The organism is Magnetospirillum sp. UT-4 (assembly GCF_902729435.1).
Lineage (GTDB): Bacteria > Pseudomonadota > Alphaproteobacteria > Rhodospirillales > Magnetospirillaceae > Magnetospirillum.
Window position 1 is genome coordinate 1 of the sequence record NZ_CACVCG010000069.1, and the last position, 24,995, is coordinate 24,995.

Below are 24,995 nucleotides of genomic sequence, written 5' to 3' on the forward strand. Positions count from 1 at the left end.
GGGCTAATCACGCCAACTCCCGGCCGCGCGCCGTGGCCGCGGCGACCGCCGCCGCCATCAGGTCGGGTACCCCGCCCTCGCCCATCAGCACCGCCAGCGCCGCGGCGGTGGTGCCGCCCGGGCTGGTGACGTTGATGCGCAGCTGCTCGGCGGTCTCAGCGGATTGGCGCAGCAATTCCCCCGACCCGGCGACGGTGGCCCGCGCCAGACGGGCGGCCAGATCCGGCGGCAGCCCGGCGCCGGCACCGGCGGCGGCCATCGCCTCGGCCAGCAGGAAGACATAGGCGGGACCTGACCCGGAGACCGCGGTGACGGCGTCCATCAGGCCCTCGTCCTCCAGCCATGCCACCTCGCCCACCGCCTCCAGCAGCGCCTGGCAGAATCCCCGCCGGGCCGCATCCACCGCCGCCGCGGCGACGCAGACGGTGATGCCGCGGCGCACCGCGGCCGGCGTGTTGGGCATGGCCCGCACGATGGCGGCGCCGGCGCCCAGATGGGCCTGGAAGAAGGCGATGGTCTTGCCGGCGGCGATGGACAGGAAGACGGCACCGGCGAAGCGGGCATAGGGCGGCAACACCGCCGCCATCACCTGCGGCTTGACCGCCAGCACCACCACCTCGGGCGCGAAGCCGGCGGGAATGGCGGCCTCGCCGGCGACCACCGCCACCCCGGCGGGAAGCGCCGCCGGATTGGGCTCGACCACCACCACGTCGGACGCGGCCACGCCGCGCTCCAGCCAGCCGGCCAGCATCGCCCCGCCCATCTTGCCGCAGCCCACCAGCAGCACCTTGGTCATCGCCGTCGTCCCTTGTCGCCTGTCCGGAAGCGAAAGATGACCACAGAGCGGGCCGGAAGGCCAGGGGGTCATGGGCACCTCCGCCCGTCCGGCGCGGGCCGGACCTATCCTTTTTTTGTCTAGGTGTATACATGCGGCTATGAATGACCGCATAATGTCACAATCGGACAGTGCAGTATTAACATGTCTTTATTATTTATGGCGTATTGTAATGGAATCGCGTGGCCGGCATAGATGAATGCCGTTTCCCGGTCGAGGTCGCCATGGAACTTTACGTCGCCCGCAGCGTCCTTCTGTCGCGTTCGCTCGCGTCCCACCCGATTCCCCGCGACGAGCAGCCGGCCCCGCGCAAGCCCGGCCACACCCTGCGGCACTGGCTGCAATTGCTGGCCCGGGTCCTGACCTCTTTGCATTCCAGGCTGGGACGCCTGTAGACGTCATGCCCGGGCGTGACCCACGGCTGTCCGGTTTAATATCCGGCTAGCAATCGCCCCCTCGCCCGCCTGCGGGACCTTTGCGAAACCCTCCCCACTGGTGGGGGAGGGTGGCGGCGCAGCCGCCGGGTAGGGGGGCTTACGCGCGGCGAGCGCGGAAAAATATTTAACGTCATCAAACACTTCATGTAGCGCGCTGACGCGCGCACCCCCCACCCCAGCCCTCCCCCACAAGGGGGGAGGGAGCCCAAAAAGGCAATTTCGCAAAGCTCCCGCCTGCGGGAAAGGGGGGGCGTTTACCAGCCGAGAATCAAACCGGACAGCCGTGGGTTTGACCCGGCGATGACGAAACAGGAAGCCCGCGAGGCTACGCCTCGCCCACCGTTTCGAGCAGCGACGCCGCCATGGCGTCGCGAGGCTACGCCTCGCCCACCGTTTCGAGCAGCGACGCCGCCATGGCGTCGCGGGGCTACGCCTCGCCGACCGTTTCGAGCAGCGACGCCGCCATGGCGTCGCGGGCCGACTTGCCGCCCCAGATGACGAACTGGAAGGCGGGGTAGAAGCGCTCGCACTCGGTCACCGCGATGTCCACCAGATCCTCGACCTGTTCGGGCGCCAGGCCGCCTGTGCCGCGGCACAGGGAGGTGTGGCGGAACATGGGCACGCCCTCCTCCTCCCACAGACCGAAATGGCCCAGCCACAGCTTCTCGTTGATGCCGGCCAGCAGTTCGAAGATGGGGGTGCGCTTGTTGTCCGGTACCTTCATGTCGAAGGCACAGGTGAAATGGACCGCCCCCATGTCCTCGCGCCAGGCGAAATAGAGGGAGTAGTTGCACCAGCGCCCCGGCACCTCCACCGCCAGCTCCTCGTCCGAGCGGCGGTCGAACGCCCAATCGTTGGCGACGACGAATTGTTCAACGAGATCAAGCGGGTTGACGACGGGTTCTTCCTCGTAGACGAGGGACATCGACATGTTCGTCCTCCCTGGCCGGGCTTTCGCTCAAGGGGTGGGGGAAATCAAACTTTTGTGCCCCACCCGGGCCTTTCGCACAATCCGTAGACAACCACACGGGTCCAATGGGTGCAAGGCATTATTGCCGCGGTACTTCACAATTGCTGTGGATAAACGGCGCTGCATCCCCTCCCCGACGGCCTATGCCGTCCGGGGGGGCTGCAAGAATGACGTATTTGTTGCGAGAACTTGCGGGGTCAGGCCGTGGCCTTGGGCGTGCGCGGCGCCCGCGGCCTGGCGGCCGGCTTGGCGGCGGCGGCCGGGGCCGCGCCGGCCAGCTTCGCCTCGATCTCGGCGACGCGTGCGGCCAGCGCCTCGTTCTCGGCGCGGGCCTTGGCGGCCATGTCGCGCACCACCTCGAATTCCTCGCGCGGGACCATGTCGGCCCCGGCCATGAAGCGCTCCATCTGCTGGCGGATCAGGGCCTCCATCTCGGCCTTGAGGCCCGACAGCGCCCCCATCGCGCCACCGGCCATGCGGGCGAGATCGTCGAAGAACGGGTTCTGGGTCTGCATGGCGAAGCGTCCCTAGGTCTGGTGGATGGGGACATTATGGGGAGGAAAGGCCGAATTGCAACTTCCCCCGCCCCGGCCTATAAACGCCCCGGTACGTCGCGAAGGAGCCAGAGATGATCGTCGTCACCGGGGGGGCCGGGTTCATCGGATCCAACATCCTTGCGGCGCTGGAGGCGCGCGGGGCCGGCAAGCTGGTGGTCTGCGACCGCCTGCGCTCCAACGACAAGTGGAAGAACGTCGCCAAGCGCGAGCTGGCCGACATCGTCCACCCCGAGCAGCTGTTCGACTTCCTGGAAGCCAACCGCAAGCACATCCAGGTGATCTTCCACATGGGCGCCATCTCGGCCACCACCGAGACCGACGCCGACAAGATCGTCGCCAACAATTTCTCGCTGTCGCTGGCGCTGTGGAAGTGGTGCGCCCTGTCCAACGTGCGCTTCATCTACGCCTCGTCGGCGGCCACCTACGGCGACGGCGCCGCCGGCTTCGACGACGACTGGTCCATGCAGCACCTGGAAAAGCTGCACCCGATGAACGCCTACGGCTGGTCCAAGCACCTGTTCGACCGCCGGGTGGCGCGCAAGATCGCCACCGGCTCGCGGCGGCCGCCGCAATTCGTCGGGCTCAAGTTCTTCAACGTCTACGGCCCCAACGAGTACCACAAGGGCGGCCAACAAAGCGTGGTCAGCCAGATCTATCCCCACGCCAAGGAGGGCGCCGCCTACCAGCTGTTCCGCTCGCACAATCCGAAGTACAAGGACGGCGGGCAGATGCGCGACTTCATCTGGATCGACGACTGCGTCGAGGTGATGATGTGGATGCTGGACAACCCGCAGGTGAACGGCATCTTCAACGTCGGCACCGGCAACGCGCGCACCTTCCTGGACCTGGCCTCGGCGGTGTACCGGGCGCTGGACGCGGAACCCAACATCAAGTTCCAGGACACACCCGTCGCCATCCGCGACAAGTACCAGTACTTCACCCAGGCCAGCATGGAGCGCCTGCGCGCCGCCGGCTACGACCGCCCGTTCACCTCGCTGGAGGACGGCGTCACCAAGTACGTGCAGCATTATCTGGACCGTCCCGACCGCTACAAGTGAGCCCCATGCTGGCGATCGCCTATCCCCACATCGACCCGATCGCCATCGCGCTCGGCCCGGTGGTCATCCGCTGGTACGCCATCGCCTACATCGCCGGGCTGGTGCTGGGCTGGCGCTACGTCAAGTTCATGAGCGCGCGGCCGCCCCATGCCATGCGCGAGCCCGACGTCGACGACTTCCTGGTCTGGGCCACCCTGGGCGTGGTGCTGGGCGGGCGGCTGGGCTACGTGCTGTTCTACAAGCCGCTCTATTACCTCAACCACCCGGCCGAGATCTTCATGCTGTGGCAGGGCGGCATGGCCTTCCACGGCGGCGCGCTGGGCGTCATCCTGGCCATCATCGTGTTCGCCAGGCGGCGCGGCCTGTCCATCCTGGCGGTGGGCGACGTCATCTGCGCGGCGGTGCCCATCGGCCTGTTCTTCGGCCGCATCGCCAATTTCATCAACGGCGAGCTGTTCGGCCGCGTCGCCCCCGACGTGCCGTGGGCCATGATCTTCCCCGGCGGCGGCCCCGATCCGCGCCATCCCAGCCAGCTCTACCAGGCCGGCCTGGAGGGGTTGGCGCTGTTCGTGGTGCTGCACCTGATCTGGCGCAATCGCTCCCTGCGCGAGCGCAAGGGCACCATCTCGGGAGCCTTCCTGATGGGCTACGGCATCGCCCGCATCATCGGCGAGCTGTTCCGCCAGCCCGACGCCCATCTCGGCTTCCTGGTCGGCGGCGCCACCATGGGCCAGCTGCTGTCGCTGCCGCTGGTGGCGGTCGGGGCCGGGCTGATGTGGTTCGCCGGCCGCACCGGGCGGCGCATTTGAGGCCCTTGCCGGTTCCTCTTGGACGTCATCCCCGCGCAGGCGGGGATCCAGGGGGTGCACCGCCGGCCCGTCCGCGACTCCTGGGTTCCCGCCTGCGCGGGAACGACGGGGCATCCTGGCGGCGGAGCGCCTCATGCGCAGCCTGACCGAAATCCTGACCGAGCGGATATCCCGGGGCGGCCCGATCACCGTCGCCGACTACATGGCCGAGGCGCTGTTCCATCCCCGCTTCGGCTATTACACCACGCGCGAGCCGTTCGGCAGCGCCGGCGACTTCACCACCGCGCCCGAGATCAGCCAGATGTTCGGCGAGCTGATCGGCCTGTGGTGCGCCGTCACCTGGGCCGCCATGGGCCGTCCCGCCCGGGTGGTGCTGGCCGAGCTGGGGCCGGGGCGCGGCACCTTGATGAGCGACCTGCTGCGCGCCGCCGGCACCGTGCCCGAGTTCCTCGCCGCCCTCGACGTCTGGCTGGTCGAGGCCAGCCCGCGCCTGGCCGCCCGCCAGGCCGACACCCTGAAGGGGCGCGACGTCCACTGGGCCGAGCGCTTCGAGGAACTGCCCGCCGGCCCGCTGCTGCTGGTCGCCAACGAGCTGTTCGACGCCCTGCCCGTCCGCCAGTTCGAGAAGCGCGACGGCGCCTGGGTCGAGCGCATGGTGGGGGTGACCGAGCACGGCTTCGAATTCGTCCCCGGCCCGGACGCCGAACCTGACCTGCCGGCCCACGTGCTGGCCGCCCCCGACGGCGCCATCGCCGAGACCTGCCCGGCGGGCCAGGCCCTGGCCGCCGCCCTGGGCGCCCGGCTGGCGGAGTCGGGCGGGGCGGCGCTGATCGTCGATTACGGCCATGCCCGCTCGGCCGCCGGCGATACCCTGCAGGCGGTGCGGCGCCACCGCTTCCACCCGGTGCTGGAGATGCCCGGCCTGGCCGACCTCACCGCCCATGTGGACTTCGAGGCGCTGGCGGCGGCGGCCCGGCCGGCCCGCGCCTGGGGCCCGGTGCCCCAGGGCGCGTTCCTCGCCGCGCTGGGCATCGAGACCCGCGCCGCCCTGCTGGCCCAGGCCGGTGGCCCCAAGGTGGCGGCCGACCTGGCCGGGCAGATGCGGCGCTTGATCGATCCCGGCGAAATGGGCACCCTGTTCAAGGCCCTGGCCCTGACGCATCCGGCCCTGCCGGCGCCGCCCGGCTTCCTGAATCCATAGGGCCAGACTCCAAAGGGGATGCGATGATCACCCTGTCCGCGTTGAACGAAATCAACCGCATCCGCCACGGCTTCTTCACCCGCGAGGGCGGGGTGTCGGACGGCATCTACGCCAGCCTGAACTGCGGCCCCGGCTCGGACGACAATCCGGGGCGGGTGTCCGAGAACCGCTCGCGCGCCATGGCCATGCTCGATCTCGGCAGCGATGCCCTGGTCACCGTCCACCAGGCCCACACCCCCGAGGTGGTCACCGTCGAGGCGCCGTGGCCCGAGGGCGGCCGCCCCACCGCCGATGCCATGGTCACCACCCGGCCCGGCCTGGCCCTGGGCATCCTCACCGCCGATTGCGCCCCGGTGCTGCTGGCCGACCGCAAGGGCATTGTGGTGGCCGCCGCCCATGCCGGCTGGAAGGGCGCCCTGGCCGGCGTGCTGGAGAACACGGTGGCGCGCATGCTCGATCTGGGGGCCAGGAAGGGCACCATCGTCGCCGCCATCGGCCCCTGCATCGGCCAGCGCTCCTACGAGGTCGGCCCCGAATTCCCCGCCCCGTTCATGGCCGAGACCCCGCACAACGCCGATTTCTTCGCGCCGGCACCGCGGACCGGCCGGTTCCTGTTCGACCTGCCCGGCTATGTCTCGCGCAAGCTGGCCCGCGCCGGCATCGAGGAGGTCACCCGCGTGCCCGCCGACACCTGCCGCGACGAAACCCGCTTCTTCAGCTACCGCCGCGCCACCCTGCGGGGCGAGCGCGATTACGGGCGCCAGCTTTCGGTCATCGTCCTGGAGCGCTGAGCCATGCCCCATTTCGCGATGCTGATGGCTTTCTGCCTGGTGGCGTCGCTGTTCGCCTGCGTCGCCGTTCTCGGCGGAGCCGGGCAGTGAGGGCCGGCCTCGCAATTCTGCTGCCGATCCTCGTACTGGCGGCCTGCGGCGAGGTGCCCAAGCCGTTCCAGCACGACGAGGGCACCGCGCCATCGCTGGCCCGGCCCAAGATGGATCGCGGCGTGGTGGTGCGCCCGCCGGCCGGGCTCGAGGATGCCGACTCCCTGGCCGGCACCCTGGTCGGCGCCCTGGCGGCCTACGACGTGCTGGCGGTGGCCCGCGGCGGGCCGGCCTTCGGCCATGTGGTGGAGGCGGTGCCGCTGCCCGGCGGCGACGCCCTGGTGTGGGTCCTGAAGGCCCCCGACGGCACCGAACTGGCCAGCCACCGCCAGCGCCTGGCCCCGGCCGGCGCCACCCCCCTGGCCAAGCGCTTCGCGGCGGAAAGCGCTTCGGTGCTGGCCCGCCCGCTGCTGATCGATCCCGACGCCCTGCCCCGCCGGCAGGAGGCCAAGGCCGGCGCGGTGGTTCAGCCCTCGGTGCGGCTGCAGGCCCCCACCGGCCTGCCCGGCGACGGCGACCGGTCGCTGGCGGCGGCCATGCGCCGCGCCCTGGAGCGCCAGGCCATGGCGGTGAAGGACGGCGACGCCGAATACCTCGCCATCGGCACGGTGGCGGTGTCGCCGGGCAGGGGTGGCGACGACACGGTGATGGTGGCCTGGCGGGTCAGGCGGGTCGCCGATGGCGCCGAGATCGCCAACATCGCCCAGGAAGGAGCGGTGCCGCGGGGCCGGCTCGACCTGCCATGGGGATCGCTGGCCCGCGACATCGCCGAGGGCGGCGCCTCGGGAATCGCCGAGGCGGTGCGCGCCGCCGCCGCGCAAGGCCCTAAGCGGTTTACAGAACCGGGGCCTGCTGATATACGGGGGGCCGACCCGAGCGAGCAGAAGACAGAGGCGCGGCCAGTTGCGGAACCGCCGCCGGACCCCGGCCCCGAGGCGATCGCGCCGACGGCCCCGGCCCCGGCCAAGGTGACGAGCCAGAAGCCGCCGAAGGGCGTCGGCACCAAGCCGGCGAAAAAGCGCATCAAGGCCAAGGCCGTCAAGGTCAAGGCCAAGACAAGCAAGCCTTCGGCGAAATCGGGCGGCAAGAGGGGGGCGGCGCAGACGAATCCCGGCCCGAAACGGCCTCTTTAGTCCCGCGCGCATCAGGTGGCACCATCATGAAGATCGTGGCATGAAGATTCTGGCCTGCAACAGCAACCGGCCGCTCGCCGAGGCGATCGCCGAATACCTCACCATGTCGCTGACCAAGGCCAGCATCCGCCGGTTCTCGGACATGGAGGTGTTCGTCGAGATTTCCGAGAACGTCCGCGGCGAGGACGTCTTCGTCATCCAGTCCACCTGCTACCCGGCCAACGACAACCTGATGGAGCTGCTGGTCACCCTGGACGCGCTGCGGCGCGGCTCGGCCCGGCGCATCACCGCGGTCATCCCCTATTTCGGCTATGCCCGCCAGGACCGCAAATCGGGTCCGCGCACGCCCATCTCGGCCAAGCTGGTGGCCAACCTGATCACCACCGCCGGCGCCGACCGGGTGGTCACCCTCGATCTGCATTCCGGCCAGATCCAGGGCTTCTTCGACATCCCGGTGGACAATTTGTACGGCGCCCCGGTGTTCACCAACGACATCCGCGCCCGCTACGACAACGTCATGATCATCTCGCCCGACGTCGGCGGCGTGGTCCGCGCCCGCGCCATCGCCAGCCGCATCGAGGCCGATCTGGCCATCATCGACAAGCGGCGCGAGCGGGCCGGCGTGTCCGAGGTCATGAACATCATCGGCGACGTCAAGGGGCGGCGCTGCATCCTGGTCGATGACATCGTCGATTCGGCCGGCACCCTGTGCAACGCGGCCGAGGCCCTGCGCAAGGCCGGGGCGGTGTCGGTGTCGGCCTACGTCACCCACGGCGTGCTGTCGGGCGGCGCGGTGGCCCGCGTCACCTCGAGCCCGCTCGAGGAACTGGTGATCACCGATTCCATCCCCGCCACCGAGGCGGTCAAGATGGCCCACAACATCCGCCAGATCACCATCGCCCCGCTGATGGCCGAATCCATCCAGCGCATCTCCGAGGAACGTTCGGTCTCCAGCCTGTTTGATTAGGCGCCGCGAAGGGGGCGCTGGTCCTGCCCGTTCGCGCATGCGATAATCGGGCGGAAGTCATGGGAGTAGGGATGCCCGCCGGCGACCTTGACCGTTCACGCGACCTCTATGTCGCCTTTGCCTTCGCCGCCGCCGACCTGCTGGTCGAGGTCGACGCCGAGGGCAAGGTGTGCTTCGCCGTCGGCGCCGCCATGGCGCTGACCGGGCGCTCGGCCCGCGCCATCACCGGCATGCCGCTGTCCGACCTGTTCGTCGCCGCCGATGCCGACCGGGTGCAGCGCCTGCTCGCCCGCATCGATGCCGGCGAGCGGCTGCGCTACATTCTGCTGCACGGCCAGGGCCGCGAGGGCGGCGCCCCGGTGCCGGTGGCGATGGCCGGCTACCGCCATCCCGACCGCCCCAACGGACGTCTGGTGGCCCTGGCCCACGCCCACTCGCTGGAGCCGTCCGAGGAGGCCCGCAGCCCGGTCAGCCAGCTGCTGGCCCGCGACGAATTCGCCACCCTGGCCAAGCGGATGATGACCGAGGGCGGCGGCAACGGCGACCCCGAGAACGCCTATCGCCTGACCATGATCGACCTGCCCCAGGTCGACACCGTGCGCGCCGCCGCCGGCGCCGTCGCCGCCGACGAGTTCGTGGCGGAACTGGGCGAGCGCCTGAAGAGCGTGTCGGTGGGCGGCGACGCCGCCGGCGAGCTGGGCGAGAACCGCTTCGGCATCATCCACACTCCCTCGGTGAACCCCGAGGTCATCAACGCGACGGTCACCGAGCTGGTCGCCAACTTCCTGCCCGACGCCGAGATCGGCCCCATCCAGGCCACCTCCATCGCGCTCGACGCCGACGGCATTTCCCAGGAGGAAGCCACCAACGCCCTGCTCTACACCCTGAACCGCTTCGCCTCGGGCGAGGTGTCGCTGGACAATCTGGCCAGCGAGATGAAGCCCAGGCTGTCGGCGACGGTGGAGCAGATGCGCCAGGTCAAGGCGGTGATCGAGAAGGGCGAGTTCGAGCTGGTGTTCCAGCCCATCGTCGATATGTGGACCGACGTGGTCCACCACTTCGAATGCCTGGTCCGCTTCCCCGGCCAGGACTCGCCGTTCGAGACCGTCACCTTCGCCGAGAACGTCGGCATCGTCGGCTCCCTCGACCTCGCCATCCTCAACCGGGTGGTGGCGTTCATGCGGTCGAACCAGGGCAACCACGAGGCGCTGCGCTTCGCCGTCAACCTGTCGGGGCGGTCGCTGTCGCACCCGCAGACCTCGCGCCAGCTGATCGACATCGTCCAGACCCTGACCGACCTCAAGGGCCGCCTGCTGTTCGAGCTGACCGAATCGGCCGAGGTGTCCGACCTCACCACCGTCAACGCCATCCTGCAGGAGCTGCGCCGGCGCGGCTTCGAGGTCTGCCTGGACGATTTCGGCGCCGGCTCGGCCGCCTTCCATTATCTGCGGGCGCTGCAGGTGGACCACGTCAAGATCGACGGCGCCTACGTCAAGGACGTCACCGGCTCGGGCGCCTCCATGCCGTTCCTGCGCGCCATCGCCGGCATGTGCAACGAGCTGAAGATCGACACCATCGCCGAATATGTCGAGACCGCCGAGGCCCAGGCGCTGCTGAAGCTGCTCAAGGTGCGCTTCGGACAGGGCTATCATTTCGGCAAGCCGATGCAGCCCAAGCCGGTCGAGGGCTCGCCGCTCAAGGGCTGGATCCAGGGCGGCATCACCTGGCACAAGGGCCTGCTGATCTTCAAGGCCGGATGAGCGCGGCCCCCACCCTTCACGGCGACATCCCGGCCGGCAACTGGGTCGACCGCCATGTGCCGGCGCCCGCTCGCCCCTATCTGCGGCTGATGCGCCTCGACCGCCCCATCGGGGTGTGGCTGCTGCTGCTGCCGTGCTGGTGGAGCCTGGCCCTGGCCGCCGAGGGCTGGCCCGACCCGGTGTGGGCGCTGCTGTTCGCCATCGGCGCGGTGGTCATGCGCGGGGCCGGCTGCACCATCAACGACATCGCCGACCGCGAGTTCGACGCCAAGGTGGAGCGCACCAAGGGCCGCCCCATCCCCTCGGGCGCGGTCAGCGTGGTCCAGGCGCTGGCCTTCCTGGCGCTGCAGCTGGCGGTGGGGCTGGCGGTGCTGCTGACCTTTCCGCCCTTCGCCATTTGGCTGGGGGCGGCGTCGCTGCTGCTGGTCTTCCCCTATCCCTTCATGAAGCGCATCACCTGGTGGCCGCAGGCCTGGCTGGGCCTCACCTTCAACTGGGGGGCGCTGCTGGGCTGGGCGGCGGTCAAGGGCGAGATCGGGGCGCCGGCGCTGCTGCTCTACGCCGCCGGCATCCTGTGGACGCTGGGCTACGACACCATCTACGCCCACCAGGACAAGGACGACGACGTGCTGATCGGGGTCAAGTCCACCGCCCTGCGGCTGGGAGCGGCCAGCCCGCGCTGGCTGCTCGGCTTCTACGGCGGCACCCTGGCGCTGCTGGCGCTGGCCGGGTGGAGCGCCGGGCTGGCCTGGCCGTTCTACCCGCTGCTGCTGGCCGCCGGCGGTCACCTGCTGTGGCAGGTGGCGAGTCTGGACCTGGATGACGGGTCCGACTGCCTGAGCAAGTTCAAGTCCAACCGCGATTTCGGCCTGCTGGTGCTGGCCGCCCTGGTGGCCGGGCGGGTGCTGGCATGACCGCCGATCCCGAAGGCTTCATCCGCGCCCACACCATCGTCGCCAGCCCGCCCGCCTGCCCCGAGATCAGGCTGTGGCTGGCCACCGAGATCACGCCGATGTGGCAGGCCACCGAGGAGCTGTTGCAGCGCACCGGCGTGGCGCCGCCCTATTGGGCCTTCTGCTGGGCCGGCGGCCAGGCGCTGACCCGCTACCTGCTGGACAACCCTGAGCTGGTGGCCGGCAAGCGGGTGCTGGATTTCGCCGCCGGCTGCGGCGTGTCGGCGGTGGCCGCCGCCCTGCTGGGGGCGGAGCGGGTCGAGGCGGCCGAGATCGACCCCATGGCGGTGGCCGCCATCGCCATGAACGCCGCCCTCAACGGCGTGGCGGTGGAGGCCTTCAGCCGCGACATCGTGGGCTCGCCCTGCGCCTGGGACGTGGTGGTGGCCGGCGATGTCTGCTACGAGCGGCCGATGACCGACCATATCTATCCGTGGCTGAAGCGCCTGGCCGCCGAGGGGGCGGTGGTGCTGATGGCCGATCCGGGACGGGCCTACCTGCCCCGGCACGGATTGCTGGAGGTGGCGCGCACCACCGTCAGGACCAGCCTGGAGCTGGAAGACCGGACCGAGCGCGAGGTGACGGTCTACCGCATCGTGGGGTGAGTGCCATGGCGATTCTGACCATCGTGCAGCTCGAGGTTCTCAACGACAATTTCGTCTACCTGCTGCACGATCCGGAAAGCGGCGCCACCGCCGCCGTCGATCCCAGCGTCGCCGAGCCGGTGCGCGACGCGCTGGCCGAGCGGGGCTGGACCCTTACCCACATCCTCAACACCCACCACCACCACGACCATACCGGCGGCAATCTCGAGCTGAAACGGGCCACCGGCGCCCAGGTGGTGGGGGCGCGCAAGGATGCGGCGCGCATCCCCGGCATCGACGTCGAGGTCGGCGAGGGCGACACCTTCCTGCTCGGCCATGCCGCCCTGATGGTGCTGGAAACCCCCGGCCACACCCTGGGTCACATCGCCTATTGGGCCCCCGATTCGCAGGCGCTGTTCTCGGGCGACACCCTGTTCTCGCTGGGCTGCGGCCGCCTGTTCGAGGGCACCCCCGAGCAGATGTGGAGCAGTCTGGCCAAGCTGCGCGAGCTGCCCCCCGCCACCCGGGTCTACTGCGCCCACGAATACACCGCCGCCAACGGCCGCTTCGCCCGCCTGGTCGAGCGCGACAACCCGGTGCTGAAGGCCCGCCTCGACGAGGTCCACCGGCAGGAAATGGCAGGCCGTCCCACCGTGCCCTCGACCCTGGCCGAGGAGCGCGCCGCCAACCCGTTCCTGCGCGCCGACCAGGACACCGTCGCCCGCGCCGTCGGCCTGCCCCCCGGCACCGCCCCGGCCCGCGTCTTCGCCGAACTGCGCCGGCGCAAGGACGTGTTCTGACATCCCGACACTGTCCTTCCCCTGACGGCTTCGGCATCCGAAGGCCGGGCGAGGGGTTGGGGCCTAATGTCATCGCGCTCTAGGGTCCGCACTCAATTTCGGACCCTAAATTTCCACCTGGCTGCCCAGTTCCACCACCCGGTTCGAGGGCAGGTGGAAGAAGTCCATGGCGCCGGTGGCGGAGCGGGCCATCCAGGCGAACAGGTGCCCGCGCCAGGGCGCCATTCCCGGCCGCGACGCCAGCACGATGGTCTCGCGCGACAGGAAGTAGGAGAGGGTCATCGGCTCGTAGAGGAATCCCAGCTGGTCGCCGCGCGCCCGGGCCAGGGTGGTCGGGATGTCGGACTCCTCCATGAAGCCGAAGCGCAGGATCAGGCGTTGCAGGCCGGGTCCCAGCCGGGCCCCCTCGATGCGGCGGTCGGCGCCGACATAGGGCACCTCCTCGACCAGGACGGTCAGCAGCACCACCCGCTCGTGCAGCACCTTGTTGTGCTTCAGGTTGTGCAGCAGCGCCGGCGGAATGCCCTCGGCGGTGCCGGTCAGGAACACGGCGGTGCCCGGCACCCGCGCCACCCTTTCCGACAGCGACGCCCGGAACAGCTCGACCGGCATGGCCTCGTGGCGCAGCCGGGCCGCCAGCAGCTCGCGGCCGCGCTTCCAGGTGGTGAGGAACACGAACACCGCCAGCCCGACGGCCAGCGGGAACCAGCCGCCATGGGGGATCTTGGTGGAATTGGCCAGGAAGAACGACACGTCCAGGGTCAGGAACAGCCCCAGCAGGGTCAGCACCCGGCGGCGATTCCAGCCCCACAGCAGCACCATCACCATGCCCATCAGGCAGGCGTCGATGACCATGGTGCCGGTCACCGCGACACCGTAGGCCGAGGCCAGGTTGGACGACGAGCCGAACCCCACCACCAGCCCGGCGACGCACACCATCAGCGTCCAGTTCAGCACCGGGATGTAGATCTGGCCGATCTCCCGTTCCGAGGTGTGGACGATGGTCATGCGCGGCAGGTAGCCCAGCTGGATGGCCTGGCGGGTCACCGAGAAGGCCCCCGATATCACCGCCTGCGAGGCGATCACCGTGGCGCAGGTGGCGAGAACCAGCAGCGGAATGCCGGCCCAGGCCGGGGCCATGCGGAAGAACGGGTTCTCCAGCGCCGAGGATTCCGTCAGCAGCAGCGCCCCCTGGCCGAAATAATTGAGCAGCAGCGCCGGCAGCACGAACAGGTACCAGGCCAGGCGGATGGGCCGGCGGCCGAAATGGCCCATGTCGGCATACAGCGCCTCGGCCCCCGTCACCGCCAGCACCACCGAGCCCAAAGCGAGGAAGCCGATCCAGCCGTCATTGGCGAGGAAGATCATGGCGTAATGGGGCGACAGCGCCTTCAGCACCTCGGGCGCGGCGCCGATGTTGCCGATGCCCAGCACCGCCAGGACGGCGAACCACAGCAGCATCACCGGGCCGAACATCCGCCCCACCGCCGCGCTGCCGTGGCCCTGGATGGCGAACAGCAGCACCACGATGGCGATGGTGGCCGGCACCACATAGCTGTCGAGGGCGGGGGCCACCACCTGCAGCCCCTCCACCGCCGACAGGATCGAGATCGCCGGGGTGATCATGGAATCGCCGTAGAACAGCGCCGCCGCGAAGAGTCCCAGCGCCGCCACCGTGGCCGAGAACACCGGCCGTCCCTGGGCGGCCCGGCCGACCAGGGCCAGCAGCGCCAGGCTGCCGCCCTCGCCGCGGTTGTCGGCGCGCATGATGAAAATCACGTACTTGATGGAGACCACCATGGTGATGGCCCAGAACACCAGGGACAGCACCCCCAGCACGTGCATGCGGTCGAGGGCCAGCGGGTGGGGGCCGGCGAAGGTCTCCTTCATGGCGTAGAGCGGGCTGGTGCCGATATCGCCGAATACCACGCCGATGGCGCCGAACATCAGGGCGAAGAGGTTGCGCGAAGGGCCGTGGCCCTCCTCGGCCGGTGCGGAGCTGCTGCGCGGGCCTGGCATGAGCCGGGGATATGGCGACCGGGCCGTCGGCGCGTCAAGCCGGGTGCCCCAAAGCGCTTGCCCCAGAAACGTAAAGCCGCTATGCCGGGCGCATGGTCAAGGTCCTGTTCGTCTGCACCGGCAACATCTGCCGCTCGCCCACCGCCGAGGGCGTCTTCCGCGCCCTGGTCGAGGCCGAGGGGCTGGGCGGCGCCGTTACCGTCGATTCCGCCGGCACCCACGGCTATCACGTCGGCGAGAAGCCGGACGGGCGCTCCTGCGCCGCCGCGCGCCGCCGCGGCGTGGTGCTCGATGCCTTGCGCGCCCGTCAGGTTTCGCACGCCGATTTCGAGCGCTTCGACCTGGTGCTGGCCATGGATCGCGGCCATTACGACATGCTGACCCGCCTGTGCCCGCCGGAGCGGCGCGACCGCCTGCACCTGTTCATGGACTTCGCCCCCGATCTCGGAATCAAGGACGTGCCCGACCCCTATTACGGCGGCGGCGACGGCTTCGAACGGGTGCTGGACCTGATCGAGGCGGGCGCGCAGGGCCTGCTCGGCCACATCCGCCGGGCGCTGCCGTGACTGCGGCCCTGTCCGCCCTGGTGGAACGCTACACCGGGCGGCGGGTGGCGGCCTCGCGCCCCATGTCCGGGGGCTGCGTCGGCCAGGTGCTGCTGCTGACCCTGGCCGATCACAAGGGCCAGATGGGGGGGCAGGTGGTGGCCAAGCTCGGCCCAGGACTGGAGCCCGAGGGCTGGATGCTGCGCTACCTCGCCAGCCATTCCCGGCTGCCGGTGCCGACCCTGGTCCACGCCGACGACGACCTGCTGCTGATGGAGTACGTGGACTCGGGCGGCGTCCTGACCGCCTCGTCCCAGGCCCATGCCGCCGACTTGCTGGCGCACCTGCACGGGGTCACCTGGCACGATTTCGGCCTCGAGCGCGACACCGTCATCGGCGCCCTGCCGCAGCCCAATCCGCCCACCCCGCGCTGGCTCGATTTCTACCGCGACCACCGGTTGCTGCACATGGCCGGCGAGGCGCTGAAGGCCGGGCGCCTGCCCGCCGCCACCATGGTCCGCATCGAGACGCTGGCGGCGCGGCTGGGGCGCTGGCTCGAGGAGCCGGCACAGCCCAGCCTGCTGCACGGCGATGCCTGGACCGGCAACATCCTGGTCCGCGGCGACCGCGTCGGGGCCTTCATCGACCCCGCGCTCTATTACGGCCACCCCGAGATCGAGCTGGCCTTCGGCACCATGTTCGGCACCTTCGGCGACCCGTTCTTCCGCCGCTACGAAGAGATGCGCCCGCTCGCCCCCGGCTTCTGGGAGGCGCGGCGCGACCTCTATCTGCTCTACCCGCTGCTGGTGCATGTCCGCCTGTTCGGCGGCTCGTACCTGGGCGGGGTGGAGACGACGCTGGACCGCTTCGTGGGGTGACACGCTGCCTCCCCTTCTCCCTCCCTCCCCCCTTGCGGGGGAGGGCCGGGGTTGGGGGGGAACCGCGTCGGCGTATCCGTGTGCGGCTTCACCCCACCCCCAACCCCTCCCCATCAAGGGGAGGGGAGACTTCGCTCACTTCACCGCATTGTTGATCAGATACGCCGCCACGTCCTTGGGCTTCAGCTTGAAGTTCTTCGGCGGGTCCCGGCCCTCGAGGGCAAGAGCCACCAGCAGGGAATTCTCGACCACGGTGAGGTTGACCTTGAACAGGCCGGTGGCGCCCCGGAGCTTGGGGTAATAGGTGGGATCGACCGCCTTCTCCTTGCGGGCCAGGCGGGCCAGGGCATCGTCCTCGGCGAGGTCGGTGGGCTCGGTGGCCAGCACCTTCCAGTCGCCCTGCCCGGCGAAGCCCTCCAGGACGTCCTCGGGGGTGCCGTCCTCGACGATCCCGACCTTGTAGACGTTCTTGCCCAGGCCGACATCGGAGGCCCAGTCCTGGTTGGCCTTGCTGGTGGCGACGTAGATGGTGGGCATGGCTGGGATCCCTATCGGTGGGCGGAGCGTGGCGATTACCACATGGGCGCCGCGCGGTTCAATCGCGGTTGTTCCGCGCCGCCCCGCCAGGCCGATCGGCGAGGCCGGACAGGCCCGATCGCGAGGACTCGTAAAACGAGTCGAAGTGTCGGAGCGACGAATCCAAAGGTAGTATTTTCTGTTGCGCACCCTCCGGCCCTGGCGTATGGTTGCCATCCAAGGGGCTGGAAATCCTCACCAATACACGCCGAAGAGGCAACGCCTTCGCCGGGACCCTATCCCCTGGCGATGTGAGGATGGACTGCGCCGGAAACTAAACGAGGGAGTGTGTCATGCCGTTCGGAAACCTGACTCAGTTCGACTACCTTTACGCCGCCCTGGCCAACAAGTATCCCGGGATCGCGGCGGCCGACGCCAAGTCGACCGCGTTCCAGTTCATGGATACGCCGCTCAGCGCCAGTTGGATCAAGGACGACGATGCCGACGCCTTCGAGCTCGCCGATTCCACCTCGCTGCAGCTCGGCGGCTTCTTCGTGCGCGGCAGCAATTTCGCCAATTCCTACAAGGATTTCATCCTGTCGGTGCAGCCCGCCAAGGGGTCCGACAATTCGGATTACCGCAACGCGGTCACCAATATCGCGGCGCTGGACAACAACATCACCGCCCTGGTCTCCACCGCGCGCAACAACTACCAGCTGTTTCTCCAGAACAATACCGGCACCACCGAGACCTGGGACCAGTGGCTGACCGACCCGTTCGGGGGAGCGGATTTCGGTGCTCAGCTGAAGGAGCTGAATACCCAGCGCGATGATTTCGCCAGCCAGCAGGCGAAGATCCTGCAGGCGCTGGATCTGCCGCTGTCCCAGGCCCAGTCGGCGGTCAATCCCTGGGCGCAGACCATGAACATCACCGAGGGCTCGGCGGTGCGCCAGGTGCCGCTCACCACCATCGGCGGCAATCTCACGTCCGACATCGTGGGGTGGAACAACCGCGCGCCGGGGCAGTACGATTTCGACGTCACCATCAACCAGGCCGATGTCGAGAAGTACCCGTGGAAGACGGTCTACACGGTGGAAACCCATGCCGATTGCTGGGGCGCCTCCAGCTCGGTCAAAGTCGAGACCTCGCGCATCATCGCCGACCGCAACTACAAGCTCAGGGTGATGGCCGTCGGCGCCAATTCCTACCTGATCGAGCGCGGACAGTGGTACCACGAGAGCTTCATGGACCCCAACATCCCGATCGTCGAAGGGTCGTGCTTCTCCGCCGACACGTTCTTCGGGAAATCCGGCTCGCTGCACCTGATCCCCGAGACCATCTTCGTGCTCTACAAGCCGACCATCCAGCTGACGATCTCGACGCAGCTCTTCAAGCAGGTCCAGGGGGCCAATGCCGACATGAGCCTGGACTGGCTCGACCTGATGGGCCTGCGCTTCGACGTCAAGGGCTGGGCCTCGCTGCAGCCCGAGGGCGACGAGACCACCACCACGGTGACCTTCCGCGCCCCCGTCAACCAGCCGGCCCAGGTCGTCGGCGTGATCTCCAAGGTCGCCTTCAACGGCGGCTCGGATTCCAACCAGTAGGGGGGACGGACATGCGACACCTCTCGATCCCGGCTCTCGCCCTGGCCCTTGGCTTCGGCTTCGCCGCCGCCGGCCCGGCCCAGGCCAGTTGCGACGACGCCGATCAGTGCTCGCCGGCCGAATGCCGGACGCTTCAGGCGCACGTGCATCCGAGCTGCGACGTCCCGCGCTCCTGCGCGAACATCGCGGCCACCCAGAAGGCCGCTCTGCAGCAGATGATGCAGCGCAACCAGGCCTGCCTGGACGCGCGCACCGGGGTGGCGGCCTGCTTCTCGGTACAAGATGCCGGCCACCAGAAGCAGATCAACCTGGTCCAGGCGGCCCTTGACGCCTGTACCGCGAAGTACAACCAGTAACGGGGGATGGGGGCTGCCGGGGGTTCAAGCCCGGCGGCCCCCTCCTTCCCTGCGACAAGGATCGCCGATGACACATGATTTCGACGAGTGGATCACCCAGGTCTTCGCGGCCGCCACCGCGGCCGGACCGGGAGTCGAGGAGGACGCGGAACCGGCGCGCGCCCTCGGTCACCTCACCCGGTTGTGGGAGCGGCCGGAGGTGCTCACCGACCGGTTCAGCGCCGACGACATTGGCCGGATGCTGTGGTTCCTGGTCGATCCGTCGTGTTCGAGCCACGGATTGACCCTTGGCGACGAAAGCCTGCCCTGGCTCGATCGCAGCCGCGCCATCCGCGCCATCGCGCCCCTTTACAACAATCTGCTGGCGCGGCAATGCCAGCCCGAACTCTCCCACGGCAAGGCCTCGCCCGTGTCGGAGATCAACATGGTCTGCTACATGTTCTGGGATATCTGCCCGCTCGCCCCCCAGGGCGCCGAGGGGGCGGCGACCGAGCACGACGAAACCTGCCTGACGGTGCTGGCCAGCATTCTCGCCATTCCCCACCCGGCCTGCCAGGAGGGCGCCCTGCACGGCCTTGGCCACTGGGCGGAGGTGTTTCCGAAGCGGGTGGCGGCCATCGTCGATGAATTCCTGTACCGCACCGAAGGGGTGTCCGACATGGTGCGGCCCTACGCCTGGGCGGTGCTGGGGCGCTGAGGCCTTCGCCAAAAGGAAAGGGGTCGCCGAGGCGACCCCTTCCCAATTCCGGACCGTGCCGAAGCGGCTTAGCGCTTCGAGAACTGGGTCGACCGGCGGGCCTTGTGCTTGCCGTACTTCTTGCGCTCGACCACGCGGGGATCGCGGGTGAGGAAGCCGCCGGCCTTCAGCGCCGGGCGCATGGCCGGATCGAAGAAGGTCAGCGCGCGGCTGATGCCGTGGCGCAGCGCGCCGGCCTGGCCGGACAGGCCGCCGCCGGTGACGGTGCACACCACGTCGAACTCGCCTTCGCAGCGGGCGGTCTGGAACGGCTGGTTGATCAGCATGCGCAGCACCGGGCGGGCGAAGTACACGGTGACGTCGCGGCCGTTGACGGTGATGGTGCCGTTGCCGGGCTTGACCCACACGCGGGCGACGGCGTTCTTGCGCTTGCCGGTGGCGTAGGAGCGGCCCTGGGCGTCCACCTTCTTCTCGCGCACGGGGGCGGTCTGCACCACCGGCGAGGAGGACCGCAGTTCGGCCAGGCTGGAGAGATCGGCCATGGCGATTACCTCTTGTTCTTCGGGTTCATGGCGGCGACGTCCAGCACCTCGGGCGCCTGCGCCTCGTGCGGGTGCTCGGCGCCGGCGTAGACGCGCAGGTTCTTCATCTGCGCACGGCCCAGCGGGCCGCGGGTGATCATGCGCTCGACCGCCTTCTCGATGACGCGCTCAGGATAGCGCCCGCCCAGCAGCTGGCCGATGGTGCGACCCTTGATGCCGCCCGGATGGCCGGTGTGCCAGTAGAACACCTTGTCGGTGAGCTTCTTGCCGGTCAGCTTCACCTTCTCGGCGTTGATGACGATGACGTTCTCGCCCATGTCCACATGGGGAGTGAAGGTGGGGAGGTGCTTGCCCCGCAGGCGCATGGCGATGACGCTGGCGAGACGGCCCAGAACGACGCCGTCCGCGTCGATCACGACCCACTTCTTCTGCACTTCGGACGGTTTGACGTTGAAGGTCTTCATGGCACCCACGGCAAAACCAATGACAAAGGGCCACGCTAGGCCGGCCCTGGAAGGCGCGGAGTATGCCATGGGCGCCGCCGGAGTCAACGATAAAAATATCCTTTTCCGCCAATGGGTTGCAAGCGCGGTATCATGGTACCGCGCTCGAACGCCCCGGAAACCGCCGGACCGCGGGGATGGCGGCACCGCGGCGGGCGCTGGCCGGCCGCAACATGCCCCTTGCGCCGCGCTGCGGCGTCGCACATAACGGAGGCGGTTCGGGTGGAAGGGCGAACGCGATGAAGGCGGAAGAAGTCTTTGCCAGTCTGACCCAGTTCCAGCACGCGCTGGCGGCGCATTTCGACTGGCTGCACAAGTGGTACCAGGCGGTGCTGCACCGCAACGGCGGCAGCCAGCTGCCGCCCACCGACACCGAGCTGTGCCCCTTCGACCAGTGGTACAAGTCGGCGGCGGGCAGCGTGTTCGCCGACTTCCCGGGCTTCGCCGTGCTTGGCGGCGAACATGCCGAGGTGCACGAGAAGGCGACCCAGATCTCGCAGCGGGCCCAGGCCGGGCAGACCGTCACCACTTCCGATTACGAGACCCTGATGGCCTCGGTGCTGGCCTTCGGCAGCACCGCCCAGGCGCTCGAGCGCGAGGTGTGGAAGGCGCTGGCCACCGTCGATCCGCTGACCGGCCTGGCCAACCGCCAGTCCATGCGCAGCCAGCTCACCGGCGAGCGCGACCGCGCCATCCGCCAGCGCCAGCCGCTGTCCCTGGCCCTGGCCGACATCGACCATTTCAAGAAGATCAACGACAAGTACGGCCATGCCGAGGGCGACAACGTGCTGCGCGCCGTCGCCGGGGCGCTGCGCCACACGGTGCGGCCCTACGACATCGTCTACCGCTATGGCGGCGAGGAGTTCCTGATCTGCCTGCCGGGCACCAATCTGGCCACCGGCACCCAGGCGCTGGAGCGCATCCGCACCGCCATCGAGGCCTTGGCGCTGACCGACCACAAGGGCAATCCCATCCCGGTCACCGCCACCTTCGGACTGACCGAGGTCACCGCCGATCTGTCGGTGGACGACGCCATCGAGCAGGCCGACAAGGCGCTTTACGACGGCAAGCGCCAGGGACGCAACCGCATCGTGGTCTATCCCGAGGCCTGAGGCCGGCATCGGCGGGAGAGGGGCGATGGCGCGCGAACCCGAGATCATCGCCGAATTCCGCCGCCTGGCCGAGCGCGGCGACGCCGCCGCCCAGTTCAACCTGGGCGAGGCCTACCGCCTCGGCAACCGCATCGGCCGCGACGTGCGCGAGGCGGTGCGCTGGTTCCACCACGCCGCCGCCCAGGGCCATGCCCAGGCCCGGCGCGCCCTCGACCAGCTGAAGTCCCAGGGCGTCGATGTGTCGCCGCCGCCCGACGCGTCGGCACCCGCGCACCGCCCGCAAAGCCTGGACGACCTGCTCGACAGCCTGAAGCCGGCCGCCGCTCCCGAGGGCGATGGCGGCCACGAGTTGGCGCTGGCGCCGCCGGAGCCGGATTCCGACGCCCTCGACCTGGGCGGCGGCGACGAGCCGGTCGATACCGCCGCCGTGTCCGCCGCCGCCGAGGGCGGCAATACCGCCGCCCAGGTGGTGATGGGCAATTGCCACCGGCTCGGGCTGGGCGTGGCCCGGGACGACGCCCGGGCGGCCGAATGGTACCGCCGCGCCGCCGAGGCCGGCGACGTGCGCGGTCAGTACGCCCTGGCCCAGATGTACGACCAGGGCCTGGGCGTCGCCGCCAGCGCCGCCGAGGCGTTGCGCTGGTACCTGGCGGCGGCCCAGGGCGGCGATGCCGAGGCCCAGTTCAACCTCGCCAACATGATCCGCGACGGCCGCGGCTGCCGCGCCGACCCGGCGGTGGCGGCGCAATGGTACCGCAAGGCGGCGGCCCAGGGCGATCCGGCGGCGCTGTTCGCGCTGGGCGCCCTGCACGAGAGCGGCAGCGGCGTCGCCGCCGACCCGGCCCGGGCGGTCGCCTATTACCGCCAGGCCGCCGACAAGGGCGACGCCGACGCCCAGTTCAACCTGGCCAATTTGCTGCGCAAGGGCGTCGGCGCCGAAATCGATCCCACCGAGGCCGCCAATCTGTACCGCCGCGCCGCCCAGCAGGGGCTGGCGGTGGCGCAGTACAATTACGGCCTGATGCTGGCCGCCGGCACCGGGGTGACACGCGACCCCGCCGCCGCCCTGATGTGGCTGCGCGCCGCGGCCAGGGGCGGCGACCCGCACGCCAGGGCCATGCTGGCCGAGCACGGCGACTCATGACCGGCGCCCACGTCTCCTTCGAAATCCAGGTTCTGTCCGACAAGCATTGGGTGGTCACCCAGTTCGCCACCGACGAGGCGGCGGCCAAGGCCTTCGCCGACAACCTGCTGCAGAAGGGCAACCACGCCGCGGTGCGGGTGGTGCGCGACTATTTGCGCGGCGACGGCCTGCATGCCGAGACGGTGATCCAGGAGAAGACCGCCACCGTCAAGGCGGCCGCGGATCTGTCGCTGTCGCCCATAACCGAGGCCCCGCCCTGCGCCGCCCTGGCGGATTTCTACGAGGGGCCGGCCCGCCTGGTCATGGGTCGGCTGCTGCGCAAGTACTGGGACGAGATGATGGTCTCGCCCAGCGAGATGCTGCATTCGGCGCCCGAGATGAAGCGCTTCGGCGACAAGGGCACGCTGCTGTTCTCGGCCATCGACCGGGTGTCGTCGCTGCAGGCGGCGGCCCTGGACGAGGAGTCCAAGGCCCGCCGCGACGTTTTGACCAAGGCCTGGGACGAGGGTCTGGCCCGCGCCCGCGCCTTCGCCGCCACCAAGCCCAAGGTGGCGGCGACCATGGCCGAGATCCTGAAGGCGGTGGAAAAGGGCGGCGACGAGCATCCTTACCTTTGCCGCTCGCTGATGGCCTTGCGCCTGCTCGAGGTGCGCAACTGGGTCGGCAAGCTGGACGTCCTGCTGGCCTGGGCCGAGGAAGAGGCGGCGCGGCCGGTGACCGCGCTGATCGACGGCTTCGTCGCCGACATCGTGCTGTCGGCGCAGCTGATCCAGGACCTGCTGGGCTACCAGGCCAATCTGGGGGCGGCGCTGGTGCAGCTGGCCGACCTCGCCGAGGGCAAGGCCCAGCCCGCCAAGTTCGCGCCCGAGACCTTCACCCGCCTCAACGCCCTGTTCGGCACCGGCGCGCTGCCTCAGGCGGCGGGGGTGCTGATGGCCCGCGTCACCCGCGAGCTGGGCGGCGCCAACCCCTTGTCGCGCAACGAGCCGAAGCAGGAATTCGAGGTCTGCCACAAGGTCATGCACCGGCTGGTTCACCACAGGGGCGTTGTGGGCGGCGGCGCCGCGGCCGAGGCCATTCTGCACCGGGTGTCGCGCATCCATGCCCATCTCGGCAACGTCACCGCGGCGCAGGCCCTCGACCTCACCCTGTCGGCGCTGGCCGACACCGTGCACCGGGTCCATTACCTGCTGGCGCTGCTGGCCTCGCCGCTGGGGCGCGGCGGCATGGCCGACATGGTGTCCGACGCGCTGATCAAGCGCATCCGCGAGGCCGAGACCATCGATGCCTGGGTGCCGGCCCGGCTGCCGCCGCCGGAGCGGATGGCCGCCATGGCCGCCGCCAACCGCGCCATCCTGGCCAACGCCGAGCTGGAGCCCGAGTTGAAGGCCGACCTGGCCGGCCGGATCGACGAGGCGCTGGCCCGCTACCTGGTCGAGGACGGGGTCATCGAGCGCATCGACAAACCCGAGGACCCGCTGGCGCTGCGGGCGATCCGGCTGATCAAGTTCTGCGGCTCCGGCGTGCTGATCGACGGCAAGTCGCTGAACCTCGCCCGCGCCCGCGTCATCGAGCATCTGCGCCAGCCCAACTTCGAGGAGAAGTTCCTGTCCAGCGTTCCCGAGCCCGGCAAGGCCGAACAGCATCTGCGCGAATTCCACCGCCTGCTCGGGCAAACCGGCTTCCGTTAATCCTTTCTTTCATTTCTGCCATTGACGCAAGGCGGGGGCTCTGGCATTGGGGATGCTCTGGGACCGAGCCCGACGTCCAATCACCACAGGGGAAACTGAACCGATGAACAAGGCTGACCTGGTTTCGCGCGTTGCCGAACTCTCCGGCCTGACCAAGGCCGATTCCGAAAAGGCCGTCGACGGCGTTTTCGACGCGATCACCGCAGCCCTGAAGGGCGGCGACGAGGTCCGGCTGGTCGGTTTCGGCAGCTTCTCGGTGGCCGCCCGCGCCGCCTCCGAGGGCCGCAACCCCCGCACCGGCGAAAAGATCCAGATCCCGGCCTCCAAGCAGCCGAAGTTCTCGGCCGGCAAGGGCCTGAAGGAAGCCGTCAACGGCTGATCATCCTTCGAATGGATCGAAAGGGCGCGGCGAGCGATCGCCGCGCCCTTTTGCCGTCTAGCCC

At 69.5% G+C, this 24,995-nt stretch carries 27 protein-coding genes; 20 read left to right on the top strand and 7 right to left on the bottom strand.

What is annotated here, in order from left to right; genetic code table 11:
- Window positions 1-7: 7 nt before the first annotated feature.
- A complete protein-coding gene (gene proC, locus MTBUT4_RS10955; protein WP_173979733.1) occupies window positions 8-796 on the bottom strand; it encodes a pyrroline-5-carboxylate reductase in 789 nt (262 codons plus the stop codon).
- A 221-nt stretch (window positions 797-1,017) separates the two neighbouring features.
- Here proC and MTBUT4_RS10960 point away from each other — a divergent pair, with 221 nt between their 5' ends.
- Window positions 1,018-1,230 (top strand): hypothetical protein, encoded by a 213-nt coding sequence (locus tag MTBUT4_RS10960; protein ID WP_173979734.1) that lies wholly within the window; start codon window positions 1,018-1,020, stop codon window positions 1,228-1,230.
- Window positions 1,231-1,699: 469 nt separating this feature from the next.
- On the opposite strand, the gene MTBUT4_RS10965 is transcribed toward MTBUT4_RS10960, so the two are convergent.
- Window positions 1,700-2,203: a YbjN domain-containing protein gene (locus tag MTBUT4_RS10965; RefSeq protein ID WP_173979735.1), complete on the bottom strand. Its 504-nt coding sequence runs from the start codon at window positions 2,201-2,203 to the stop codon at window positions 1,700-1,702.
- 236 nt (window positions 2,204-2,439) lie between these two features.
- Window positions 2,440-2,757, bottom strand: a complete 318-nt coding sequence (locus MTBUT4_RS10970; RefSeq protein ID WP_173979736.1) for an accessory factor UbiK family protein — start codon at window positions 2,755-2,757, stop codon at window positions 2,440-2,442.
- A 113-nt stretch (window positions 2,758-2,870) separates the two neighbouring features.
- On the opposite strand from MTBUT4_RS10970, the gene rfaD reads away from it, so the two are divergent.
- The 10 genes from rfaD (at window position 2,871) to gloB (ending at window position 12,945) form a co-directional block, all read left to right on the top strand.
- On the top strand, window positions 2,871-3,857 hold the full coding sequence (gene rfaD / locus MTBUT4_RS10975) for an ADP-glyceromanno-heptose 6-epimerase (protein ID WP_173979737.1): 987 nt from the start codon (window positions 2,871-2,873) through the stop codon (window positions 3,855-3,857).
- A 5-nt stretch (window positions 3,858-3,862) separates the two neighbouring features.
- Window positions 3,863-4,666, top strand: coding sequence for a prolipoprotein diacylglyceryl transferase (gene lgt, locus MTBUT4_RS10980; protein ID WP_173979738.1), 804 nt, complete (start codon window positions 3,863-3,865; stop codon window positions 4,664-4,666).
- 133 nt (window positions 4,667-4,799) lie between these two features.
- Window positions 4,800-5,867 (top strand): class I SAM-dependent methyltransferase, encoded by a 1,068-nt coding sequence (locus tag MTBUT4_RS10985; protein ID WP_173979739.1) that lies wholly within the window; start codon window positions 4,800-4,802, stop codon window positions 5,865-5,867.
- 23 nt (window positions 5,868-5,890) lie between these two features.
- Complete coding sequence (pgeF, locus tag MTBUT4_RS10990; RefSeq protein ID WP_173979740.1) at window positions 5,891-6,658, top strand: peptidoglycan editing factor PgeF; 768 nt, start codon at window positions 5,891-5,893, stop codon at window positions 6,656-6,658.
- A gap of 86 nt (window positions 6,659-6,744) precedes the next feature.
- Window positions 6,745-7,881: a hypothetical protein gene (locus MTBUT4_RS10995; RefSeq protein WP_173979741.1), complete on the top strand. Its 1,137-nt coding sequence runs from the start codon at window positions 6,745-6,747 to the stop codon at window positions 7,879-7,881.
- A gap of 40 nt (window positions 7,882-7,921) precedes the next feature.
- Window positions 7,922-8,848, top strand: coding sequence for a ribose-phosphate pyrophosphokinase (locus tag MTBUT4_RS11000; protein ID WP_173979742.1), 927 nt, complete (start codon window positions 7,922-7,924; stop codon window positions 8,846-8,848).
- A 71-nt stretch (window positions 8,849-8,919) separates the two neighbouring features.
- Window positions 8,920-10,608, top strand: coding sequence for an EAL domain-containing protein (locus MTBUT4_RS11005; RefSeq protein WP_173979743.1), 1,689 nt, complete (start codon window positions 8,920-8,922; stop codon window positions 10,606-10,608).
- On the top strand, window positions 10,605-11,522 hold the full coding sequence (gene ubiA, locus MTBUT4_RS11010; protein ID WP_173979744.1) for a 4-hydroxybenzoate octaprenyltransferase: 918 nt from the start codon (window positions 10,605-10,607) through the stop codon (window positions 11,520-11,522). The genes MTBUT4_RS11005 and ubiA overlap by 4 nt, the downstream gene beginning before the upstream one ends.
- Window positions 11,519-12,166: a methyltransferase gene (locus MTBUT4_RS11015; protein WP_173979745.1), complete on the top strand. Its 648-nt coding sequence runs from the start codon at window positions 11,519-11,521 to the stop codon at window positions 12,164-12,166. The genes ubiA and MTBUT4_RS11015 overlap by 4 nt, the downstream gene beginning before the upstream one ends.
- A 5-nt stretch (window positions 12,167-12,171) precedes the next feature.
- The gene (gene gloB, locus MTBUT4_RS11020) at window positions 12,172-12,945 is read left to right on the top strand and encodes a hydroxyacylglutathione hydrolase (RefSeq protein ID WP_173979746.1); all 774 of its coding nucleotides are present in this window, start codon (window positions 12,172-12,174) and stop codon (window positions 12,943-12,945) included.
- 105 nt (window positions 12,946-13,050) lie between these two features.
- Here gloB and MTBUT4_RS11025 read toward each other — a convergent pair whose 3' ends face one another.
- Window positions 13,051-14,964, bottom strand: a complete 1,914-nt coding sequence (locus MTBUT4_RS11025; protein ID WP_173979747.1) for a potassium transporter Kup — start codon at window positions 14,962-14,964, stop codon at window positions 13,051-13,053.
- Between the two features lie 92 nt (window positions 14,965-15,056).
- On the opposite strand from MTBUT4_RS11025, the gene MTBUT4_RS11030 reads away from it, so the two are divergent.
- Both MTBUT4_RS11030 and MTBUT4_RS11035 read left to right on the top strand, forming a co-directional pair.
- A complete protein-coding gene (locus MTBUT4_RS11030) occupies window positions 15,057-15,530 on the top strand; it encodes a low molecular weight protein-tyrosine-phosphatase (RefSeq protein WP_173979748.1) in 474 nt (157 codons plus the stop codon).
- Window positions 15,527-16,387: a fructosamine kinase family protein gene (locus MTBUT4_RS11035; RefSeq protein ID WP_254434827.1), complete on the top strand. Its 861-nt coding sequence runs from the start codon at window positions 15,527-15,529 to the stop codon at window positions 16,385-16,387. Before MTBUT4_RS11030 ends, MTBUT4_RS11035 begins: the two co-directional genes overlap by 4 nt.
- A gap of 135 nt (window positions 16,388-16,522) precedes the next feature.
- Here the strand turns inward: MTBUT4_RS11035 and MTBUT4_RS11040 are convergent, their stop codons facing one another.
- Window positions 16,523-16,924 (bottom strand): hypothetical protein, encoded by a 402-nt coding sequence (locus MTBUT4_RS11040; RefSeq protein ID WP_173979749.1) that lies wholly within the window; start codon window positions 16,922-16,924, stop codon window positions 16,523-16,525.
- A 332-nt stretch (window positions 16,925-17,256) separates the two neighbouring features.
- Here MTBUT4_RS11040 and MTBUT4_RS11045 point away from each other — a divergent pair, with 332 nt between their 5' ends.
- The 3 genes from MTBUT4_RS11045 to MTBUT4_RS11055 all read left to right on the top strand — a co-directional run bounded on the left by MTBUT4_RS11045 (window position 17,257) and on the right by MTBUT4_RS11055 (window position 19,560).
- On the top strand, window positions 17,257-18,507 hold the full coding sequence (locus MTBUT4_RS11045; RefSeq protein ID WP_173979750.1) for a hypothetical protein: 1,251 nt from the start codon (window positions 17,257-17,259) through the stop codon (window positions 18,505-18,507).
- Window positions 18,508-18,518: 11 nt separating this feature from the next.
- On the top strand, window positions 18,519-18,863 hold the full coding sequence (locus MTBUT4_RS11050; protein WP_173979751.1) for a hypothetical protein: 345 nt from the start codon (window positions 18,519-18,521) through the stop codon (window positions 18,861-18,863).
- Between the two features lie 67 nt (window positions 18,864-18,930).
- Entirely contained in the window at window positions 18,931-19,560 is a 630-nt protein-coding gene (locus MTBUT4_RS11055) for a hypothetical protein (protein WP_173979752.1), read from the top strand.
- Between the two features lie 68 nt (window positions 19,561-19,628).
- Here MTBUT4_RS11055 and rpsI read toward each other — a convergent pair whose 3' ends face one another.
- Window positions 19,629-20,102, bottom strand: coding sequence for a 30S ribosomal protein S9 (gene rpsI, locus MTBUT4_RS11060; protein WP_173979753.1), 474 nt, complete (start codon window positions 20,100-20,102; stop codon window positions 19,629-19,631).
- A gap of 5 nt (window positions 20,103-20,107) precedes the next feature.
- Entirely contained in the window at window positions 20,108-20,566 is a 459-nt protein-coding gene (gene rplM, locus MTBUT4_RS11065; RefSeq protein WP_173979754.1) for a 50S ribosomal protein L13, read from the bottom strand.
- A 278-nt stretch (window positions 20,567-20,844) separates the two neighbouring features.
- Between rplM and MTBUT4_RS11070 the strand changes: the two genes are divergently transcribed.
- The 4 genes from MTBUT4_RS11070 to MTBUT4_RS11085 all read left to right on the top strand — a co-directional run bounded on the left by MTBUT4_RS11070 (window position 20,845) and on the right by MTBUT4_RS11085 (window position 24,931).
- Window positions 20,845-21,717, top strand: coding sequence for a diguanylate cyclase (locus MTBUT4_RS11070; protein WP_173979755.1), 873 nt, complete (start codon window positions 20,845-20,847; stop codon window positions 21,715-21,717).
- A 25-nt stretch (window positions 21,718-21,742) separates the two neighbouring features.
- The gene (locus MTBUT4_RS11075; RefSeq protein WP_173979756.1) at window positions 21,743-22,861 is read left to right on the top strand and encodes a tetratricopeptide repeat protein; all 1,119 of its coding nucleotides are present in this window, start codon (window positions 21,743-21,745) and stop codon (window positions 22,859-22,861) included.
- The gene (locus MTBUT4_RS11080) at window positions 22,858-24,552 is read left to right on the top strand and encodes a hypothetical protein (RefSeq protein WP_173979757.1); all 1,695 of its coding nucleotides are present in this window, start codon (window positions 22,858-22,860) and stop codon (window positions 24,550-24,552) included. Before MTBUT4_RS11075 ends, MTBUT4_RS11080 begins: the two co-directional genes overlap by 4 nt.
- A 103-nt stretch (window positions 24,553-24,655) precedes the next feature.
- The gene (locus MTBUT4_RS11085; RefSeq protein WP_173979758.1) at window positions 24,656-24,931 is read left to right on the top strand and encodes an HU family DNA-binding protein; all 276 of its coding nucleotides are present in this window, start codon (window positions 24,656-24,658) and stop codon (window positions 24,929-24,931) included.
- Window positions 24,932-24,995 lie beyond the last annotated feature (64 nt).